Origin of the sequence: Comamonas terrae (assembly GCF_001544075.1) — a bacterium.
GTDB lineage: Bacteria > Pseudomonadota > Gammaproteobacteria > Burkholderiales > Burkholderiaceae_C > Comamonas > Comamonas terrae.
Genome location: NZ_BCNT01000001.1, coordinates 604,441 through 624,695 on the forward strand (window position 1 = coordinate 604,441; position 20,255 = coordinate 624,695).

Annotated in this window: 18 protein-coding genes and 1 CRISPR repeat array (1 of these 19 running past the window's edge); of the genes, 12 read left to right on the forward strand and 6 right to left on the reverse strand. The window is 67.6% G+C overall.

Annotated features, from left to right (window positions below):
* Positions 1–178: 178 nt before the first annotated feature.
* From aroC to Cte04_RS02855, 3 genes are all read right to left on the reverse strand, one after another.
* A complete protein-coding gene (aroC, locus tag Cte04_RS02845) occupies positions 179–1,279 on the reverse strand; it encodes a chorismate synthase (protein WP_066471364.1) in 1,101 nt (366 codons plus the stop codon).
* A 108-nt stretch (positions 1,280–1,387) separates the two neighbouring features.
* Entirely contained in the window at positions 1,388–2,833 is a 1,446-nt protein-coding gene (locus Cte04_RS02850) for a CoA transferase (RefSeq protein WP_066471367.1), read from the reverse strand.
* 135 nt (positions 2,834–2,968) lie between these two features.
* Positions 2,969–3,421 (reverse strand): CBS domain-containing protein, encoded by a 453-nt coding sequence (locus tag Cte04_RS02855; RefSeq protein WP_066471370.1) that lies wholly within the window; start codon positions 3,419–3,421, stop codon positions 2,969–2,971.
* A 147-nt stretch (positions 3,422–3,568) separates the two neighbouring features.
* On the opposite strand from Cte04_RS02855, the gene Cte04_RS02860 reads away from it, so the two are divergent.
* From Cte04_RS02860 to Cte04_RS02885, 6 genes are read left to right on the forward strand one after another with little or no spacing between them, the layout of a single operon-like run.
* A complete protein-coding gene (locus tag Cte04_RS02860; protein ID WP_066471373.1) occupies positions 3,569–4,867 on the forward strand; it encodes an O-acetylhomoserine aminocarboxypropyltransferase in 1,299 nt (432 codons plus the stop codon).
* A gap of 14 nt (positions 4,868–4,881) precedes the next feature.
* Complete coding sequence (locus tag Cte04_RS02865) at positions 4,882–6,384, forward strand: DUF4303 domain-containing protein (protein ID WP_066471377.1); 1,503 nt, start codon at positions 4,882–4,884, stop codon at positions 6,382–6,384.
* On the forward strand, positions 6,381–6,860 hold the full coding sequence (locus tag Cte04_RS02870) for a GNAT family acetyltransferase (RefSeq protein WP_245633263.1): 480 nt from the start codon (positions 6,381–6,383) through the stop codon (positions 6,858–6,860). The genes Cte04_RS02865 and Cte04_RS02870 overlap by 4 nt, the downstream gene beginning before the upstream one ends.
* An 11-nt stretch (positions 6,861–6,871) precedes the next feature.
* The gene (locus Cte04_RS02875; RefSeq protein WP_066471385.1) at positions 6,872–7,681 is read left to right on the forward strand and encodes an alpha/beta fold hydrolase; all 810 of its coding nucleotides are present in this window, start codon (positions 6,872–6,874) and stop codon (positions 7,679–7,681) included.
* Positions 7,682–7,698: 17 nt separating this feature from the next.
* Positions 7,699–8,577, forward strand: a complete 879-nt coding sequence (locus Cte04_RS02880; RefSeq protein ID WP_066471387.1) for a PoNe immunity protein domain-containing protein — start codon at positions 7,699–7,701, stop codon at positions 8,575–8,577.
* 20 nt (positions 8,578–8,597) lie between these two features.
* Positions 8,598–9,146 (forward strand): GNAT family N-acetyltransferase, encoded by a 549-nt coding sequence (locus Cte04_RS02885; protein WP_066471390.1) that lies wholly within the window; start codon positions 8,598–8,600, stop codon positions 9,144–9,146.
* A 60-nt stretch (positions 9,147–9,206) separates the two neighbouring features.
* On the opposite strand, the gene Cte04_RS02890 is transcribed toward Cte04_RS02885, so the two are convergent.
* Entirely contained in the window at positions 9,207–10,010 is an 804-nt protein-coding gene (locus tag Cte04_RS02890; RefSeq protein ID WP_066471392.1) for an alpha/beta fold hydrolase, read from the reverse strand.
* Between the two features lie 336 nt (positions 10,011–10,346).
* On the opposite strand from Cte04_RS02890, the gene Cte04_RS02895 reads away from it, so the two are divergent.
* Positions 10,347–10,703: an Mpo1-like protein gene (locus tag Cte04_RS02895; RefSeq protein ID WP_066471395.1), complete on the forward strand. Its 357-nt coding sequence runs from the start codon at positions 10,347–10,349 to the stop codon at positions 10,701–10,703.
* A 108-nt stretch (positions 10,704–10,811) separates the two neighbouring features.
* Here the strand turns inward: Cte04_RS02895 and Cte04_RS02900 are convergent, their stop codons facing one another.
* A complete protein-coding gene (locus tag Cte04_RS02900) occupies positions 10,812–12,077 on the reverse strand; it encodes a YihY family inner membrane protein (RefSeq protein ID WP_245633280.1) in 1,266 nt (421 codons plus the stop codon).
* Between the two features lie 664 nt (positions 12,078–12,741).
* Here Cte04_RS02900 and Cte04_RS02905 point away from each other — a divergent pair.
* Both Cte04_RS02905 and Cte04_RS02910 read left to right on the forward strand, forming a co-directional pair.
* Positions 12,742–13,191 (forward strand): DUF2069 domain-containing protein, encoded by a 450-nt coding sequence (locus Cte04_RS02905; protein ID WP_083526463.1) that lies wholly within the window; start codon positions 12,742–12,744, stop codon positions 13,189–13,191.
* Between the two features lie 45 nt (positions 13,192–13,236).
* Positions 13,237–14,658: an FAD-binding oxidoreductase gene (locus Cte04_RS02910; protein ID WP_066471400.1), complete on the forward strand. Its 1,422-nt coding sequence runs from the start codon at positions 13,237–13,239 to the stop codon at positions 14,656–14,658.
* Between the two features lie 73 nt (positions 14,659–14,731).
* On the opposite strand, the gene Cte04_RS02915 is transcribed toward Cte04_RS02910, so the two are convergent.
* Complete coding sequence (locus Cte04_RS02915; protein WP_066471405.1) at positions 14,732–15,355, reverse strand: Ivy family c-type lysozyme inhibitor; 624 nt, start codon at positions 15,353–15,355, stop codon at positions 14,732–14,734.
* Between the two features lie 335 nt (positions 15,356–15,690).
* Here Cte04_RS02915 and Cte04_RS02920 point away from each other — a divergent pair, with 335 nt between their 5' ends.
* From Cte04_RS02920 to Cte04_RS02930, 3 genes are all read left to right on the forward strand, one after another.
* Positions 15,691–16,518 carry a thymidylate synthase gene (locus tag Cte04_RS02920; RefSeq protein WP_066471408.1) on the forward strand — a complete coding sequence of 276 codons (828 nt, stop codon included), beginning with the start codon at positions 15,691–15,693 and terminating at the stop codon, positions 16,516–16,518.
* 110 nt (positions 16,519–16,628) lie between these two features.
* On the forward strand, positions 16,629–17,129 hold the full coding sequence (locus Cte04_RS02925; RefSeq protein WP_066471411.1) for a dihydrofolate reductase: 501 nt from the start codon (positions 16,629–16,631) through the stop codon (positions 17,127–17,129).
* Positions 17,130–17,365: 236 nt separating this feature from the next.
* Entirely contained in the window at positions 17,366–18,436 is a 1,071-nt protein-coding gene (locus Cte04_RS02930) for a metallophosphoesterase (protein WP_066471413.1), read from the forward strand.
* Between the two features lie 82 nt (positions 18,437–18,518).
* A CRISPR array of direct repeats spans positions 18,519–20,255; the repeat unit is 28 nt; unit sequence TTTCTGAGCTGCCTATGCGGCAGCGAAC (it continues 1,115 nt past the right edge of the window).

Here is a 20,255-nt window from a genome sequence, read left to right on the forward strand (position 1 = left end):
CGACAGATGGTTCTCATGCGTACCATCTTGCGGAGGCCGCGGCCACACCCGTGGAAGCGGTGCACAGGAATGCAAAAAAAGAAGCTGCCAGCGTCCGGAACACCTTGGCTTCAGGTGGTTTCATCACCTAAACCAAGGCATGCCATGCGCTGGCAGCTTCGTTTTTGCTAGCAGCAGCTCAGCGGCTGGCGGATGCGGGAATCGGCAGCAGGCCCGTATCCACGTCGCCGCACTGGGCACGATGGCGCAGTGCGTGGTCCATGACCACCAGGGCCAGCAGCGCCTCGGCAATGGGCGCGGCGCGGATGCCCACGCAGGGGTCGTGGCGGCCCTTGGTGATGACCTCGGTGCTCTGGCCATGCACGTCGATGGATTCACGCGGCTTGATGATGGAGCTGGTGGGCTTGACGGCGATGCGCACTTCCAGGTCCTGGCCCGTGCTGATGCCGCCCACGATGCCGCCCGCGTTGTTGCTGCGAAAGCCCTCGGGGCTCAGCGAATCGCCATGCGTGGTGCCGCGCTGGGCCACGCTGTCGAAACCGGCGCCGATCTCCACGGCCTTGACCGCGTTCAGGCCCATCATGGCGTAGGCAATGTCGGCGTCCAGGCGGTCGTACAGCGGCTGGCCCAGGCCCACGGGCATGCCGCTGGCCTGGATGCGCAGCGCCGCGCCGCAGGAGTCGCCCGACTTGCGCAGCTGCTCCATGTATTCCTCGTAGCGGCTCACATCGGACACGGGCGCGAAGAACGGGTTGTGGGGCACATGCTCCCAGCTCTCGAACGGAATATCGAGTTCGCCCACCTGGGTCATGCAGGCGCGAAACTGGGTGCCGAACTTTTCCTTGAGCCATTTCTTGGCCACGGCGCCTGCGGCCACCGTGGGCGCCGTCAGGCGGGCCGAGGAGCGGCCGCCGCCGCGCGGATCGCGGATGCCGTATTTCTGGAAATAGGCATAGTCGGCATGGCCGGGGCGAAAGCTCTGGGCGATGTTGGAGTAATCCTTGCTGCGCTGGTCCGTGTTGCGGATCAAGAGCGCGATCGGCGTGCCCGTGGTCCTGCCCTCGTACACGCCCGAGAGGATTTCCACCGCGTCGGGCTCGTTGCGCTGGGTCACGAACTTGCTGGTGCCGGGGCGGCGGCGGTCCAGGTCGCGCTGGATGTCCGCCTCGCTCAGTTCCATGCCCGGGGGGCAGCCGTCAATCACGCAGCCGATGGCCGGGCCGTGGGATTCACCGAAATTCGTGACGCAAAAAAGGGTGCCAAAGGTATTGCCGCTCATAGACCGACGATTATGCCTGCGGCCTTTGCCGCGCGGCCGTGCGCGGGCGTCACAAGACTGCTGCGCAGCCATCGCGCATGCCGCAGGCCCGGCTCTGCGCTCTTCGGGCTACCAGCGCGGCGGCTGGCTGCCGGGCGGCATGGACGGATGGTCCCAGGCCACGGGCGTGCGCGAGAACTGCGCACAGTGGCGCACGGCCTGCAGCCGGCCGAAGCCGCTGTCCAGCGTTTCCAGGTATGGCGTGATATCGGGCCGCGCCGCATCCCAGTCCGGCTGCGCCACGCGCCCCAGGCTGCGCAGCCAGTGCGCCACCCCGGCCAGCGTGACGCGCACGCGCCAGCTGCCGCCCTCGGCGGCCTGCCTGAGCAGCGCCGCCTGCACGCCAAAGGCCAGCAGAAAGCCCGCGCCATAGTCCAGCGCCTGCATGGGCAGCACACGCGGCTTGGCCAGGAGGGGATTGCCGGGCTCGCGTGCCTGCGCCTCGTCCACATTGATGCCGCTGGCCGTCTGCACGATGGAATCGAAGCCGCGCCGGCCTGCCCACGGCCCCTGCCAGCCATAGGCGCACAGCTCGGCCACCACCAGGCCCGGGCGCAGCTGCGCCAGCCGTTCGGCGCCAAAGCCCCGGGCCTGCAGGGCACCGGGCCGGTAGGCCTGCATGAAGACATGGGCCTGGGAAGCCAGCGCCTCCAGCGCCTGCCGGCCTTCTCCATCGTTCAGGTCCAGGTGCACGGAGCGCTTGCCCCGGCTGGTGTCGGCAATGGCTTCAATATTGGGCAGGCTCGGGCTGTTGACCAGCATGACATCGGCGCCGTAGGCCGCCAGCGTGCGCCCTGCCACCGGGCCGGCCAGGATGCGGGTCAGATCCAGCACCCTGATGCCCGCCAGCGGTCGCTGCTGCGCATCCAGCCCCGGCAGCTTGCGCGGCGGCGCATCGCCCATGCGCTGCAGCGCCACCAGCGGCTGGGCGGCCACCACGGCATCCTGCCCCAGGGCCTGCCAGGCCGCATGGCTGCGCGAGGCCGCCACGGGCAACCCCTGCCCGGCCGCCCTGGCTTCGAAGTCCTGCGCACGCCAGTGCTGCAGCGCCTGCTCCACGGCCGCACGCGGCGTCTCGCTTCCAGCGGGCAAACCCAGCAGCGCCAGCGCACCGTCGCGGTGGTGGTCGAAGTTCGCATGGATGCGCACCCAGCCCGGCTCGCCCACGGCCGTACCGCAGGCATACAGGCCCGAGATCGGCGCCCACAGCTGCGGCACCTGGCCGTCGAGCGTGAAAAAGCCGCTGCTCTCGAACGCCGCATGCTGGGCGTCGATGCCCACGGTCTGCGCCGGCAGGCCCGGCGTGCGCAGCGCGCCGATCTCGGTGGCCGCCAGCGCCGCCGCGCCCACGCTGGCCTGCACCACATCGGCTGAGGCAAAGCTGGAGGCAAAACCGCGCGCCGCGCCCGTCAGCGCTGCGCGATCCAGGGCCCGCGCGTCCAGCCCGCACTGCGTCCAAAGGGCTGCCAGCGCGGCCGGTGCACGAGAGGCTGGGTTGGAGGAATCGTTTTCCATAGCTACCACCGCTTGTCCTTCAACGGCTTGAGGCCGATTTCATTCAAAAAACTGCAGCCCTGGCTCCCAAATGACAGACCCCGCGGCTGCGGGGTCTGGGTGCATGGATTCAGTGCCGGGCCGGCTCCGGTGCCGTCACTCGGCGCCCTGGCGCTCGCCTTCGGGCCAGTCGCGGATATAGGCCTTGAGCATGCGGTTCTCGAAGTTCTGGCTGTCCACCACGGCCTTGGCCACGTCGTAGAGGCTGATCACGCCCATGAGCATGCGCTTGTCCATCACCGGCATGTAGCGCGCATGGCGGTCCAGCATCATGCGGCGCACCTCGTCCATGTCGGTTTCCAGCGTGCAGGTCATGGGCGCGTCGTCCATGGCCGAGCGCACGGTCATGTTGGCAATGCCGCCGGTCTTGACGAAGCCCTGGATCACTTCGCGGAAAGTCAGCATGCCCACCACGTCGCCATGCTCCATGACGACCAGCGAGCCAATGTCCTTGTCCGACATGACCTGCACGGCCGCAGCCAGGCTTTCGTCGGGCGACACCGTGTACAGCGTGTTGCCCTTGACGCGCAGGATGTCACTTACTTTCATTGCCGTTCTCCAATCTTCTCTGGGGTCTCCCGCCCGGCGCAGGCCCGGCTGTCGCCATGGCGGCCGCCGCGCGGCGCGGAAGTGATAGTGCGAGCACAAATATAGCCCACAATGCCCGCTGCAACCGACAACCATGGAGACCTTGCGATGCCCGGTTATTCCGATCCCGGCTTTGACACCCTGAGCCTGCACGCCGGCGCCCAGCCCGACCCGGCCACCGGGGCGCGGGCCGTGCCCATCCACCTGACGACCTCCTTCGTCTTCGAGTCCAGCGACCATGCGGCCAGCCTGTTCAACCTGGAGCGGCCCGGCCACGTCTACAGCCGCCTGAGCAACCCAACCAACGCCGTGCTGGAGCAGCGCGTGTCGGCACTGGAAGGCGGCGTGGGCGCCATCGCCGTGGCCAGCGGCCAGGCGGCGCTGCACCTGTCCATCGCCACGCTGATGGGCGCGGGCAGCCACATCGTGGCCAGCACGGCGCTGTACGGCGGCAGCCAGAACCTGCTGCACTACACGCTGCGCCGCTTCGGCATCGAGACGACCTTCGTTGCGCCCGGCGACATCGACGGCTGGCGCGCTGCCATCCGCCCTAACACCAGGCTGTTCTTCGGCGAGACCGTGGGCAACCCCGGGCTGGATGTGCTGGACATTCCCACCGTGTCTTCAATAGCCCACGAGGCCGGCGTGCCCCTGCTGGTGGACTCCACCCTCACCTCGCCCTGGCTGATCAAGCCTTTCGAACATGGCGCGGACATGGTCTACCACTCGGCCACCAAGTTCCTCTCAGGCCACGGCACGGTGATCGGCGGCATCGTGGTGGACGGCGGCAGCTTCGACTGGGAAAAAAGCGGCAAATTTCCCGAACTCACCGCGCCCTACGATGGCTTCCACAACATGGTGTTCAGCGAGGAAAGCACGGTGGGCGCCTTTTTGCTGCGCGCGCGCCGCGAGGGCCTGCGCGACTTCGGCGCCTGCATGAGCCCGCACACCGCCTGGCTGATCCTGCAAGGCATAGAGACTTTGCCGCTGCGCATGCAGCAGCACATGCGCAACACCGAGAAGGTGGTGCAGTTCCTGGCCAGCCATCCGCTGGTCAGCCGCGTGGGCCATCCCATGCTGGAGTCGCATCCCTCGCATGCATTGGCAAAGCAGTTGCTGCCGCGCGGCGCGGGCTCGGTGTTCAGCTTCGACATCGCCGGCAACCGCAACCAGGGCAAAAAGTTCATCGAGACGCTCAAGCTCTTCAGCCACCTGGCCAACGTGGGCGACTGCCGCTCGCTGGTCATCCACCCGGCCAGCACCACGCACTTCCGCATGAGCGACGAGGCGCTGGCCCAGGCCGGCATCGGCCAGGGCACGATCCGCCTGTCCATCGGCCTGGAGGATGCCGACGATCTGATCGACGATCTGAAGCGCGCGCTCAAGGCCGCCGAGAAAGCGGCTTGAGGCAGACTTCGCCCATGGCCGGCACCACAGCTTTCGACTGGCAGGCTTTCGAGCAGACCCTGTTCGATGCCTGGTGGCAGGACGCGCAGGGCTTTCTCGCGGCCCATCCCGCCGAACGCATTTACGCATTCGCGCTCGGCGGGCTGTACCGCGAGGAAGACGGGCCCATCTACCTGCCCTGCCTTGCCGCGAATTCCGAGGCCGCCTATGCCGAGGACTTCGGCGGCGACGCGGATGGCGAACCGGACAGCCTCGGCCATGTGCGCTTCCATCCGGCCGACTGGCGCTGGCCCGAGCTCGGCTCCGACGCCACCTCGGCCAGGCTCCGGCAGGCCGAGGTGGCGCTGAACGCCGAAGCAACCTCCGGCACCGTGGCGCACTGGCGTGCGACCGAGGCGCGCCTGCTCGGCGTGCTGGTGCGCGTGTGCAGGTCGCTCGCCCAGGCGCTCCGAAGCTCCCGCTGGCAAGACCGGCTCACCGAGGACTTCATCTGCTGGCTCTCCACCCCGGATGACGGTGAAGAAGCGGACCTCGCGCGCCAATGCCTTGGCGACGAGGTTTTCGCGCGCATCTTCAGCGGCAATGCCCAGCAGGACGAGGAGCGGCGGCGCATTGCCGCATTGCCGCTGGATGACCGGATCCGCTACCACATCGCCTGCCTGCAGGGCATTCCCGATGCATCGCTGGGCCTGGACCGCGCGCACGCGCAGTCGCAGCGCGAGGCAGCGCAGACCGCGCTCTGGCACATCGGCGGCCTGCGGGTGGCCCATGCGCTGCTGCCGCTGCTGGACAAGCCCATGCAGCAATGGCAGGCGGCCTTCATGCTCGCGCGGCTGGGCGTTGCCGATGGGCAGGTGATTGCGGCGCTGCGCATGCATGTGCTCCAGCCCGCCGGGAAACGCGAGCACGAGAGCGGCCGCGACTGGTGCGCAGCCGCCCTGGGCGCACTCGGCGACAGCGACTGGCTGCTGCAACAGCTGGACGCCGATCGCGCGGCCTTGCCTGTCCAGCGCATTGCCCACGGCATCGCCCACCCATACCGTGCCTGGAACAGCCGTGAAGACACGGCCCCCATTGCGCTGGACTACGCGCCGCTCGAAGCGGCCCTGGCCCATCGCACCCAGGCGGCGTCCATGCTGCAGGCGCTTGCCAGCGAGCTGGCGCCCGGGTCGGGCTACTGCACGCTGCGCGCGGGCGACGTGGCCGAGGCCGTGCGCGGCCTGCAATCGCCCCATGCGCTGGTGCGCATGCACGCCGCCGCCATCGTGGGCGAGCGTGCGCTCGGCGACGCCGCGGCGCAACAGCTGCTGCCTGCGCTGGCCCATGCCATCGCGCACGAGGCCGAGCTGTCCGTTCGCCGCCTTGCCATGATTTCGCTGCGGGACTGGAGACATGAATGCGCGCCCTGGCGCGCCAGCATCGCGCAGGCGGCAGAGCGCGATGCCAGCGAGGAGATCCGCGGCATTGCCCGCGAGCTGCTGCGCCAGCTGCCCGAAAACAGGATGCCCGCACCATGACCTTCGAGCCGATGACGATCCGCAGTTTCGAAACCGCCGACACGGAAGCCGTGGTCCGGCTCTGGAGCGCATGCGGACTTACGCGCCCCTGGAACGATCCCTACAAGGACATCGAGCGCAAGCGCACCGTGCAGCCCGAGATGTTCCTCGTCGGCACCGGCGCGGAAGGCGCCATCATCGCAAGCGCCATGTTCGGCTACGAGGGCCATCGCGGCTGGGTGAACTATCTGGCCGTGCATCCCGACCATGAACGCCGCGGCCATGCCCGCGCGCTCATGCAGCGCGGCGAAGCCATGCTCGTCGAGCGCGGTTGCCCCAAGCTCAACCTCCAGGTGCGCAGCGGCAACGATGCCGTCATCGCTTTCTACCAGCGCCTCGGCTATGCGGACGACCACACGGTATCGCTGGGCAAGCGGCTGATTCCCGATCCGCCACGCCAGGCGCTGCCATCCACGCATTCCCCATCCATTCTTTAGGAGACCCGCGCATGCACATCGACGTCCATGGCGCCCAGATCTATGCCTATACCGGCGGCAAGTCTTTCGATGCCGCCAAGCCCACGGCCATCTTCATCCACGGCGTGCTGTGCGACCACAGCGTCTGGGCGCTGCAAAGCCGCTACATGGCCAATCACGGCTGGAACGTGCTGGCCATCGACCTGCCCGGCCATTGCAGAAGCGGCGGCGAGGCGCCCAGGTCCGTCGAGGACGCGGCCGCCTTCATCGGCCGGCTGATGGATGCGGCAGGCCTGGAAAAAGCCGCGCTGATCGGCCACAGCTGGGGCAGCCTGATCGCGATGGAAGCCGCCGCGCGGCTCAGGCAGCGCATCAGCCACCTGGTGCTGGTGGGCACGGCCTTTCCGATGAAGGTCTCGCCCGCCCTGCTCGACTCGGCGCTGAACACGCCCGAAAAGGCCATTGCCATGGTCAACACCTTCTCGCGCGCCACGCTGTCGCCGCCTGGCGGCGCGGGCAGCTGGGTCTATGGCGCAGGCATGGCCCTGGGCCGGCGCGTGCTGGCCAGCAATGCCGACACCAATCTGCTGCATGCCGGCTTCGTGGCCTGCGACCGCTATGCGGGCGGCGAAGCCGCCATGGCCGGGATCACGGCGCCCGTGCTGTTCGTGCTGGGCGAGCAGGACCAGATGACCTCGCCCCGGGCCGCCAGGGGGCTGGTCGATGCAGCGCAGGCCGCGGGCAGGCAGGTCAAGGTGCAGATGATTCCCAACGGCCACAACCAGATGACGGAATCGCCCGACGAGACCCTGTTCGCGATTCGCGATTTCCTCGCGCGCTGAGGCCTTATGCTCGGCGCATGACCGATGCTTTTCTGCCCTGCAGCCGACTGCCCCGAGCCTGTGCCGGCTGGAGCGCCATCGCGCTGACCGGCCTCACGCCCCGGCGCAGGCTGGATCTTGCGGACAAGAGGGCGGACTGGAAAGAGGCGCTGGCGGCCCTTGGGCGCTTCGCGGCGAGCCCCGGCTATGCACGGCCCATGGACATGCGCGCTGACGCCGCACTGGACAATTACCACCAGTGGCAGGAAGCCGGGCAGCAGGCCTGCCGGCTGCTGATCTACGGCCTGGACCTGGGGCTGGACGGCGCAGTGCTGCGCCCCATCTACCTGGAAACCGTGGCCTTGTGGAAGGATGCCGCCGCCGTGGCCGGCCATGCCCGCGCCAGTATGGCGCAATACGGGCAGGACGATGGCGTGGCCCCGCCGATTGCCACGATTGCCACGCGCGGCAGCGGCTATCCCTGTGCCGTCATCCTGCTGGCCCTGGCCTCGCTGCTCGATGCCCAGGACGAGGTGCCGGCCATCGTGGAGCAAGTGCTGGCCTTCGATACCGACCGGCTGCTCGACTATCTGAGCGCCGGCGCCATCGAGCTGCACGCCGTCAACGAGACACTGTTCCACAAGCGTCCCTACGGCGCACTGCTGCCGTTCTTCGAGCAGCTCGATGCCGCCCTGCCCGGCCCGCTGGTTCCCTACCTGAAGGCCCAGTACGAAGAGTTCCACCGACTCTCGCCCAGGCAGCAGAAAAAAGGCGGGCCCTGGCTGGGCACCTATTACTGGGCACTGGAGGTCGCCGCGCTGTCCGTGCTGTACGGCTGGGACGATACGGCGCTGCGCGCCTCGCCTTGCTATCCGGCCGACCTGGTGGACTTTGCCCGGGTGCGTGCCACCGCCTGAAACAACCAAGGAAACTCTGGATGCCTTCTTCCACGACGAACAACGAAATACGCCTGATCGACTGCAACGAGGCCGAACACGCCGCACCCATCCTCGACATCCTGAACGAAGCCATCGTCAACTCGACGGCGCTGTACGACTACGTGCCCCGACCTCCGCAAGCCATGCAGGCCTGGTTCGCCACCAAGCGCGCGGGCGGCTTTCCCGTGGTGGGCGCCGTCGATGCCTCGGGCACGCTGCTGGGCTTTGCCAGCTGGGGCGCATTCCGCGCCTTTCCGGCCTACAAGTACACGGTGGAGCACAGCGTCTATGTGCACCACACGCAACGCGGGCGCGGCCTGGGCAAGCTGCTGATGCAGGAGCTGATACGCCGCGCGCGCCAGGCCCAGGTCCATGTACTGGTGGCCTGCATCGATGCCTCCAACGGCGCCAGCATCGACCTGCACCAGCGGCTGGGCTTCACCCATTCGGGCACTTTTCCCCAGGCCGGCTTCAAGTTCGGGCGCTGGCTGGACGTGGCCTTCTACCAGCTCACGCTGGAGACGCCGCTGCACCCCGTGGACGGCTGAACGCCCGGGGCATTGCTGCCAGCAGGCCCATGCGCCGGAGCGGCGCAGGCCGTCCGGGCCTCAAAGCGCGGCCAGAAAGCGCGCGATGCGTTCCGTGATGCGCCCGGGCAGTTCGCGGTGCGGCACATGGCCGCCGCCGGCGATGATCTCGGTCTCCACCGGCCCCGCCGCCCACTGCCGGATGTTCTCGGGATGCACCAGCGAGCCGAATTCGTCGCGCTCGCCATGGATGGCCAGCACCGGGCAATGCACGCGGGCCAGAGCCTGGTCCAGGCGGTAACCCGCAAACTCGGGCGAGAGCCAGCTGTCCACCCAGGCCGACAGCACCCAGGCCGCCTTGTCGCCGTGGTAGCGGGCCAGGCGCTGCAGCTGGCCCGGCTGGGCAAAATCGTCGCGCGCCGCGCGGATGCCCTGCAGCGTGCGGTCCTCCACAAAGGTCTGGGCCGATTCGGTGACCAGGGCCTGGCACTGCGCCCCATAGGCAGCGGCCACCATGGCGGCCATGCCGCCGCCCACGCTGTGGCCCAGCGCGACAAAGGCATCGAGCCCCAGCGCCCGGTGCACCGGGGTGAAGCCGGCCTGCACCTCCTGCGCCACGAAGTCGGCGGCCAGCCGGCCGGGGTGGGGATCCGACCAGCCAAAGCCCAGCCGGTCATAGGCGATCACGTCGCGCCCCGTGGCGGCGGCCAGTTGCTCGGGGAACTCGCGCCACAGCGCCACGCTGCCCAGCGAATCATGCAGCAGCACGACGGGCGCGCGGCCGCCTGCGCCATCCGCATGCCAGCGCCTGGCATACAGGCGGCCGGCGGGCGTGGGCACGAGGGCTTCGCTGGTGGCACAAGAAGGGATGGCGGACGGATTCATGGTGGACGAACCTCGGGCATGAAAGGCGGGCGGGCTGGCTGCGTCGCCCTGCATGGGACAAGCCTAAAGGCTGCAGGCCGCCTGCGGCTGCCGCCATGGCGACGCTGGCAGCATTTGCCGCGCCGCCGTCCCATTTTGCGCAAGGCCGCCAGCCCTTCCCTGTCTTGAGTCTTGGCGGTTTCCCGCTGGCCGGCGGCAGCTGCAGGGCGTATAAAAGCCATGGGCGTGCCCTTGCCGCGCGCCCTGCATGCATCCGGGCCGGCACGCCCGCTCCCGCGATGCGCCGGCGGCAATTCCAAAACACTCCAGGCCGCGCCATCTTGCAAAGGATTTGCCATGTCCCGCACCTCCGACCCTGGAGTCCCTGGCGCTGCCACTCCGGTGGACCCGCGCCAGTTCAAGAGCTTTGCCGAGTTCTACCCCTTCTATCTGCGCGAGCACAGCAATGCCATGTGCCGGCGCTTGCATTTCGTCGGCACCTCGCTGTCGCTGCTGTTCCTGATCGGCTTGGTGGTGACCGGCCACCTCTGGTATCTGATCGCCGGCCTGGCCTGCGGCTACGGTTTTGCCTGGGTCGGCCATTTCGCTTTCGAGAAGAACCGGCCGGCCAGCTTCAAGCGCCCGCTCTACAGCTTCATCGGCGACTGGATGATGTGGCGCGACATTCTGCTGGGCCGCATCTCTCTGCACTGATTCCTTATCGATTTTCGTAGCGGGCAGCGCTTGCCATGGTCCGATTTCAGGCGATAAACCGCCTGAAAACCTTGCTCCACATGCGCAAGCCGCTATGCGTCCAGGAGCTCAAAGCAAGTCCGCCAGCGTCATCTGCGAAAGCTGGGCCCGCTGCCACAGCGGCGCCACGGCGTCCGACGGCGCCAGCAGCAGGGCCTGCACCAGCGGCGCCACAGAGGTGGCGCGCGGATCGACCAGCAGCACATAGCGCGGCTCGGTGCTCTCCAGCGATGCCTGGGCGCCCGGCGGCTGCACGGCGCCCACCCAGTCCAGCTGCGCCAGCGCCTCCAGCACGGGCAGGATCTGCGCGGGCTCCATGCGCAGGCGGCGCGCCAGCTGCCACAGGTACAGGCCCTTGTGCGGCAGCTCGCGCTCCCGGGCCAGGCATTGCAGGATTTCCACGGCCAGCTCGAACTGCCAGCCCTGGTGGCCGCCGAGCCGCTCCACACCGGCCAGCACCGTGGGCAGATAGGCGGTGACCAGCGCGCCGAGCAGCACGATGCACCAGGCCACGTACATCCAGATCAGCAAAATGGGCAAGGTGGCAAAGGCGCCGTAGATCACCGAATACGTGGGTACCGAGGTCAGGTAGACGCCAAGGACCTTCTTGGCCAGCTCCATGCAGACCGAGACGAAGATGCCGCCCACCCAGGCATGGCGCCAGCGCACCGGCGTGTTGGGCACGTAGTGGTACAGGCCGGCCATGCCCGCGGCCAGCACCATGAACTCGATGGAGTCGAACACGAAGCGCAGGCTCTCGGGCAGGGCATTGACCAATCCCCTGGATGCCGACATCACATACGACGACAGCACCAGGCTCAGCCCCAGCACCAGCGGCCCCAGCGTGATCGCGGCCCAGTAGATCAGCACGCGCTGGCCCAGCGGCCGCAGCTGGCGCACGCGCCAGATGTTGTTGAGCGTGCGGTCTATGGTCAGTATCAGCGCCACGGCCGTGACCATCAGGATCGAAAAGCCCACCAGCCCCAGCCGGCTGGCCTTGGAGGCGAACTGCGTGAGGTAGCCCAGCACCTGGCGCGCGATGGTCTCGGGGATCAGGCTGTCCACCAGCCAGCGCTCCAGCACCTGCTGCACCTTGCCGAAAATCGGAAACGCCGTGAACAGGGCCAGCGCCACCGTGAAGAACGGCACCAGCGCCAGCAGCGTGGTGAAGGTCAGGCTGCTGGCCGTCACGCCCAACCGGTCCTCGCGGAAACGCGCGCTCAGCACATGCCAGGTATTGGCCCACGGAAAGGTGCGCAGGCGCTGGTGGATGCGCCGGCCGCGGCGGTGCACATAGGCCTTGATCTCCTCGGCGGACACCGGCTTCAGCGCAATGCGCGGCAGCAGGCGGGGCACCATCTGCGCATAGCGCTGCCTGGCGGGGCGCGTGAAGCGCCCGATTCTTTCCTGCAGGGGCTCCGCTGCCGGTCCCGGTGTTGCCTGCTGGGCCTGCCGTGCCGGCTCCTGCGGTTGCGGTGCCGCAGCCGCATAGGGTGAAGGGCTGGCAAAGGAGCCGGCAGCCGGCGCCTGTTCGGCCCCCAGCTGCAGCTCCTGCTGGGCAGAGGCGCCGGGCTCGGCCGCAGCCGCCGGCGCGGGGCGGGCCGCAACGGCCGTGCGGGCGGCCTGCAGCCAGCCCGGCGTGGCGCCTTCGGCTGCCGGCGGGACTGCGGGAAGCGCCGACGGGTCGAGGCTGGGCTCGCGGCCCGGGCCGCCCGGCGGGTCCTGTTCGGCGCGCCGCTCCGGCTCGCCCTGCAACGCGGCCCAGAAGCCGGGGTTCTTGGACTTTTTCATCGCCGGGCCGCCCCTGGATGACAAGCGCCCCTCTTGGGGGCAGCGACCACACGGAGTGAGGGAGCGTGGGGGCCATTCATGCGCGCACCTCGGCCGCCCATTCAACGGGCACGGCGCTGCGCACGCCCTTTTCGAGCGGCGCCGCAAGGCCGATACGAACAACTACAGATACAAGAGTCACTGCCATGGCCGATATGATGCCATCGCTATGACCGACGCCATTTCCCCGCCCCCGCCTGCCGCCCCCGCAGACTCCCCGCAGCAGGCGCCCGCCACGCCCGGCGCCGATGTCGCCGCAACGCGCTGGCTGGCCGCGGGCAGCCTGTTTGCGCTGATCGTGCTGTGCGTGGCCTGGGAGCTGTGGCTGGCGCCCATGCGCCCCGGCGGCAGCTGGCTGTTCCTCAAGGCGCTGCCGCTGGCCTTTGCGCTCGCGGGCCTGCTCAAGCGCCGCATGTATACCTACCGCTGGGTCAGCCTGCTGGTGTGGCTGTATTTCACCGAAGGCGTGGTGCGCGCCTGGAGCGATGCCGCGCCCAGCCGCTGGCTGGCCCTGGCCGAAGTGGCGTTGTGCCTGCTGCTGTTCGCGGCCTGCGCGGCCCATGTGCGCTGGCGCCAGCGCGCGGCGCGCCGGACATCGGCCCAGACCGCACAAGACTGAATTTTCCATCCACCAGCTCCGAAGAGCATTGAGAGAGTTGCAAGCATGACCGCATTCCTAGACCAGTTGCGCCAGATCGTCGGTGCCGCCCATGTCCTGACCGACGGCGACCTCGCCGCCTGGGAGCAGGACTGGCGCAAGCGCGTGCAGGGCAAGGCCCTGGCCGTGGTGCGTCCCGCCGATACCGCCCAGGTGGCGGCCGTGGTCAAGGCCTGCGCCGAGGCCAGGGTCGCCCTCGTGCCCCAGGGCGGCAATACCGGCCTGTCGGTCGGCTCCACGCCGGATGGCAGCGGCACGCAGATCGTGCTCAGCCTCACGCGGCTGAACCGCGTGCGCCATATCGACAGGGACAACCTGAGCTTCACCGTGGAAGCCGGCTGCATTCTGCAAAGCCTGCAGGAGACCGCGGAAAAGCACGGCCTGCTGTTCCCGCTGTCGCTGGCCGCCGAAGGCAGCTGCACCATTGGCGGCAACCTGGGCACGAACGCCGGCGGCACGCAGGTGGTGCGCTACGGCAATACGCGCGAGCTGTGCCTGGGCCTGGAAGTGGTCACGCCCCAGGGCGAGGTGTGGGACGGCCTCAAGGGCCTGCGCAAGGACAACACCGGCTACGACCTGCGCGACCTGTTCATCGGCAGCGAAGGCACGCTGGGCATCATCACCGCCGCGACCATGAAGCTCTTTCCCCAGCCCGCGGCCCAGCTCACGGCCTGGGCCGCCGTGCCGTCGATGGAAGCCGCCGTGCGCCTGCTGGGCATGGCGCACCAGCACCTGGGCGCGGGCCTGACGGGCTTCGAGGTCATGGGCCAGTTCGCGCTGAGCCTGGTCGCCAAGCACATGCCGCAGCTGCGCGTGCCCTTCGCGGACCAGGAGGATGCCCCCTACTGCGTGCTGCTGGAGAATTCGGACAGCGAGTCCGAAGCCCATGCGCGCGAGCGCTTCGAGCACCTGCTGGAGCTGGCCTTCGAGGACGGCTGCGTGCTCGATGCCGTGGTGGCCGAGAGCCTGGCCCAGGCGCATGAGCTGTGGCATATCCGCGAAAGCATCCCGCTGGCCCAGGCCGAGGAAGGCCTGAACATCAAGCACGACATCTCGATCGCGGCCTCGCGCATTCCGGCCTTCGTGGCGCATACCGACGCGCTGCTGCAGCGCGAGATCGCCGGCGTGCGCCTGGTCAACTTCGGGCACCTGGGCGACGGCAACCTGCACTACAACGTGCAGGCGCCGGCCGATGGCGACCCCAAGGCCTTCCTGCGCGAGCAGGAAGAGCGCGTCAACCACCTGGTCTACGAGGCCGTGGCCGCATTTGGCGGCTCGTTCTCGGCCGAGCACGGCGTGGGCGCGCTCAAGGTGGACAAGCTGGAGACATACCAGTCGCCCGTGGCGCTCTCGATGATGCGTGCCATCAAGAATGCGCTGGACCCGCTGGGCATCATGAACCCCGGCGTGGTGCTGGCCAGGGGCTGAGCCTTTGCCGCTGCGCCCGTAAAAAAGCCCCGCCGGCAAGCCCGCGGGGCTTTTTTGCAACCCGGCCGCTCGCTCAGGATGCCGGTGCCGTGGTCTGGTTGCCGATGACGGTCTTGATCTCGGGCGTCCACTCGATGTCCGGGCCCTCCACATCGGTGTAGACGGTGTGGCGGCCCTGGGTCAGCAGCCACACGCGTATGCCGTTGCGCGCCGGGTCGATCACGATGGCGGCCATCTCCTCGCCGCCCTGGTGCGGCCGGTTGCCCGCAAGGCTCAGCAGCTTGCCCTCGAGCTTCAAGGGCCCCACGGTGTCCATGTTCTTGAGCAGCGTTTCGTACTGCTCGCCCAGCAGGGGCTTGAGGTGGGCCGCCAGCGGGCCGGTCTTCAGGTAATCCGTGCCCTCATGCCGGTATTTGCCCACCTGGCTGCTCAGGCTGTCCAGCCGGGCCTCGCCCTCGGCGCCCCGGTACGGAATGCGCACTTCCTGGACGGAAGAATCGCCGGCCGGCGCCGCAGGGGCTGCCGAAGCAGCGGCGGTATTGCTCACGCCATGGACCGCCGAATTGGCCTCGGGCGCCGCAGGCTTCGTGCGGTCCGCCTCGGCGCCAGGCGCGCCGGGCTTGTCGCAGGCCGCCAGCAGCGCGCAGCAGGCGCCGGCAGCCAGCACGGTTTTCCAGGACAGGGACTTCAAATGCATGCATCAACTCCTCGAATCGGATCAATCCGGTACAAACTTGCGGTCATTGTGACCCTGGCGCGCGCCCCGGGTTCCTCAGGCTGAACCGGCAATTGCGCCCCGGGCATGTCCTACACCGCCGCCTCCGCTGCAACGCAGGCATGAAGCGCACCGGCAGATGCGGACATGCGCCGACATGCCGCAAGGGCTCGCCCGGCGTGGCACACTAGGCCCGATTCCGGCCCGGCTGGCGCAGTGCCCTGCACTGGCGCCGGCAGGCCCCGACAGATTGCCGATTTCCACGGTCCACCGGCCAGGGGCCCCGACGGCCCGGCCATATTTCCAAGTTCTGCACCATGGACTCCACCCGCCAGCCACTGCGCCCCGTGCGCTGCCAATACGAAACCTTCATGCGCCATGTGTTCGAGCATGGCGTCTCCAAGACCGACCGCACGGGCACCGGCACGCGCAGCGTGTTCGGCTACCAGATGCGCTTCGATCTGTCCGAGGGCTTCCCGCTGGTCACCACCAAGAAGGTGCACCTGAAGTCCATCATCCTGGAGCTGCTGTGGTTCCTGCGCGGCGACAGCAATGTGAAATGGCTGCAGGAGCGTGGCTGCACCATCTGGGACGAATGGGCGCGCGAGGACGGCAGCCTGGGGCCCGTCTACGGCGTGCAGTGGCGCAGCTGGCCCAGGGCCGACGGCACCCACATCGACCAGATCGCCGAGGTGGTCAGGCAGCTCAAGACCAATCCCGACTCCCGCCGCATCATCGTCAGCGCCTGGAACGTGGCCGACCTGGACAAGATGGCGCTCATGCCCTGCCACGCCTTCTTCCAGTTCTACGTGGCCGACGGCAAGCTCAGCTGCCAGCTCTACCAGCGCAGCGCCGACATCTTCCTCGGCGTGCCGTTCAACATCGCCAGCTACGCGCTGCTGACCCACATGCTGGCCCAGCAGTGCGACCTGGAGGTAGGCGACTTCATCTGGACCGGCGGCGACTGCCACATCTACAACAACCACTTCGAGCAGGTGCAGACCCAGCTGGCGCGCTACCCGTTCGCCTACCCCACGCTGCATATCAAGCGCCGCCCGGACTCCATCTTCGACTACGCATACGAAGACTTCGAAGTACAGAGCTACCAGCACCATGCGGCCATCAAGGCGCCGGTGGCAGTCTGAGGGTTGCTATGAAAACAAAAGCTGCCCGCGCATGATGTTCCTTGTTTTCACGATGGAATCCATCTGAAACCCAGCACGGACCAGCGCCAGCAGCTCACCTATCGATAGAAATGGCCATTCACCTGATTTATGCCCGCGCCGCCAACGGCGTCATCGGCAAGGACAACGCCATGCCCTGGCACCTGCCGGAGGACCTGGCGCACTTCAAGCAGCTCACCCAGGGCTGCGCCGTCGTCATGGGCCGCAAGACCTGGGACTCGCTGCCCGCGCGCTTTCGACCGCTGCCCGGGCGCACCAACATCGTGGTCACGCGCCAGAGCGGCTGGCAGCCCGAGCCGCCCTCGGACCAGGTGCTGCGCGCCGACAGCCTGGAGCAGGCTCTGGAGCACGGCCAGCAAATCTCGCAGGACGTCTGGGTCATGGGCGGCGCCCAGATCTATGCCCAGGCCCTGCCCCTGGCCCACAGCGTGGAAGTGACCGAGATCGGCCGCGACTACGAAGGTGATGCCTACGCCCCCACGCTGGGTGCGCAATGGCACGAAGTCTCGCGCAGCAGCCATGTGGCGGCCAGCGGCCTGCCCTATGACTTCGTGCGCTACGAAAAGCGCTAGCACTGCCGCCGCGCCCAGCCACCCGCAGGCCGCAAAAGCGGCCTGCGCCGCTTTTGCGGCCGCTGTCCGCTCCCCCAGTCCGTCCCGTGACATTTTCCACTAGCGTGTTGCGGCGCAACAAACCGATAATGGCAGACATTGCCTGGGTAACCATCCAAACCAACAGCACCCGGCTTGGCGCTCTGGCATCCGTCCCACCCTGTTCGTGAACCGAGCTTCGCCGCCATCGTCCGCCCATGAGCCTCGTCCAGCCCCTTCCTTCCGGCCCACTCGATATCGTGGGCGACATCCACGGCGAAATCGACGCACTGGAGCAGCTGCTGGGCCATCTGGGCTACGACCCTGAGGGCCGCCATCCCGACGGCCGCCGCCTGGTCTTCGTGGGCGACTTCTGCGACCGCGGCCCCGACAGCCCCGCGGTGCTGAACCTCATCGTGCCCATGCTGGCCTCGGGCAAGGCCTCGGCCGTGCTCGGCAACCACGAGATCAACCTGCTGCGCGAAGACGCCAAGGACGGCTCGGGCTGGTTCTTCGACAGCCGCCGCGAATCCGACAAGCCCAAGTACGGCCCGTTCGCGCGCCTGCCGCGGGCCGATGCGCCGGCCATCCTCGCAGAGCTCGGCCGCCTGCCCATCGCGCTGGAACGCGAGGACCTGCGCATCGTTCATGCGGCCTGGCGGCCCGACCAGATCGCCATGGCCCGCGAGCTGCCGGCCGGCAGCGCCCGCCAGGCATACGACCGGTACGAGGACGCAGCGGCCCGCCAGGCCCGCGCCAGCCGCGTGGCCGAGCGCATGCAGGAAGAAAATCTGCGCTGGCCCCACAGCCTCGAAGACCCGAAAGCACCACCGCCCTTCCTGGCCGCGCACAGCGAAAACGAACTGGCCAAGGCCATGGTCAACCCGCTCAAGGTGCTGACCACGGGCGTGGAGCGCGAATGCCGCACCCCCTTCTACGCAGGCGGCAAATGGCGCTTCGTGGAGCGCGTGGCCTGGTGGGATGAATACGCCGACGACACCGCCGTCATCGTCGGCCACTACTGGCGCCGCCTGCTGCCCGGCGACGCGGCGGCCCACGGCGCGCAGGCGGAAAACCTGTTCGGCCACACCACGCCGCTGTCCTGGCATGGCCTGCGCGGCAATGTATTCTGCGTGGACTACTCGGTCGGCGGCCGCTGGGTCGCGCGCCTGAACGGCGAAGACCCCCAGCGCCGCTTCAAGCTCGCCGCCATGCGCTGGCCCGAGCGCACGCTGGTGTTCGACGATGGCGTACAGGCGGGTTCGGAGAATTTCGGGCAGACAAGCTGACAGCTTGCCTTAAGGCTGAATCAGCATGGCCCGCCTATGCGGCAGTGAACGTGGTGACGGTCGGCTCCATCGGCATGGTTATTTTCTGAGCTGCCTATGCGGCAGCGAACGCCGGCCCATGCCGCCCGGGAAGGCTGGAGTGTTTTCTGAGCTGCCTATGCGGCAGCGAACCCGGATGTGCGCACGCAGTTCGAGTTCGACCATTTCTGAGCTGCCTATGCGGCAGCGAACGGCGCACCGGTATTCTCTGGCGGCAGCAGTGTTTTCTGAGCTGCCTATGCGGCAGCGAACATGCCAGGGGCTCAGCACAGAGTGCGTGCCATTTTCTGAGCTGCCTATGCGGCAGCGAACGGAGCCTGTCGAAACCATTGGTGCAAAGGATTTTTCTGAGCTGCCTATGCGGCAGCGAACGCGCTTCCACCAGGGCGGCTGCTCTTCGGCGATTTCTGAGCTGCCTATGCGGCAGCGAACCAGCACTGCACGAACACGCCCCCGAACCATTGTTTCTGAGCTGCCTATGCGGCAGCGAACATTTCTGGTTCGGATTTGCTGGCGGCGCCGTTTTTCTGAGCTGCCTATGCGGCAGCGAACGCGGATTGCGTCCAGGCGCTTGGCACGTCGATTTTCTGAGCTGCCTATGCGGCAGCGAACCCTGACGCTCCCTAGCATGGATGGGCATCACTTTTCTGAGCTGCCTATGCGGCAGCGAACACGACCCCAAGGTCAATGACCCTGCATGTGCATTTCTGAGCTGCCTATGCGGCAGCGAACTCGACGACCTTTCACCTCGCCGTTGATCTGCCTTTCTGAGCTGCCTATGCGGCAGCGAACCCCGTCTGACTGTCCGGCAGATCAACGGCGAGTTTCTGAGCTGCCTATGCGGCAGCGAACATTGCTGAACAGGATGCCTTTCAGCTGTGGAATTTCTGAGCTGCCTATGCGGCAGCGAACTTCGCGGCCGGCCTGATAGTCGATGCCGGTATTTTCTGAGCTGCCTATGCGGCAGCGAACAGCCACCATACCCAACCAGTGCAGCACCACCATTTCTGAGCTGCCTATGCGGCAGCGAACCCGGATCTGACTAGGCGCGCATGGGCCATCAGTTTCTGAGCTGCCTATGCGGCAGCGAACGCCACGTTCTTCCGCAATCGCAAGCTCCTCGATTTCTGAGCTGCCTATGCGGCAGCGAACCCGTTAGCAACCCGAATCCTGGCTCTGATCCGTTTCTGAGCTGCCTATGCGGCAGCGAACGCCACGCGAGCGCGAGCCCTGCAGGCGCGACTTTTCTGAGCTGCCTATGCGGCAGCGAACATGTCGCAAGGCGAAATGATTGCCGGCGTCGTTTTCTGAGCTGCCTATGCGGCAGCGAACCTCGACACCAAAGCGATCCGTCGTTGTGTCATTTTCTGAGCTGCCTATGCGGCAGCGAACCTCGATAGGACTGCCTGAGCCCGATTTCGGTGTTTCTGAGCTGCCTATGCGGCAGCGAACTCAAACTGCTGTGGGCCTTGGGCTGGTCCGATTTTCTGAGCTGCCTATGCGGCAGCGAACACGCGCGGCCAGCGCCTGTACGGCTTCTGGGCTTTCTGAGCTGCCTATGCGGCAGCGAACACGTGTCTCCAGCCAGCGCTGGAAATGCTCTATTTCTGAGCTGCCTATGCGGCAGCGAACGTTGCGTGAATCGTTCGTGGAGCAGACCTGCATTTCTGAGCTGCCTATGCGGCAGCGAACGGCACGGTACTTGCGGAGCGTTGCGGCGCTGATTTCTGAGCTGCCTATGCGGCAGCGAACTTCCACAATGCATCGGCTCTTGATCCGC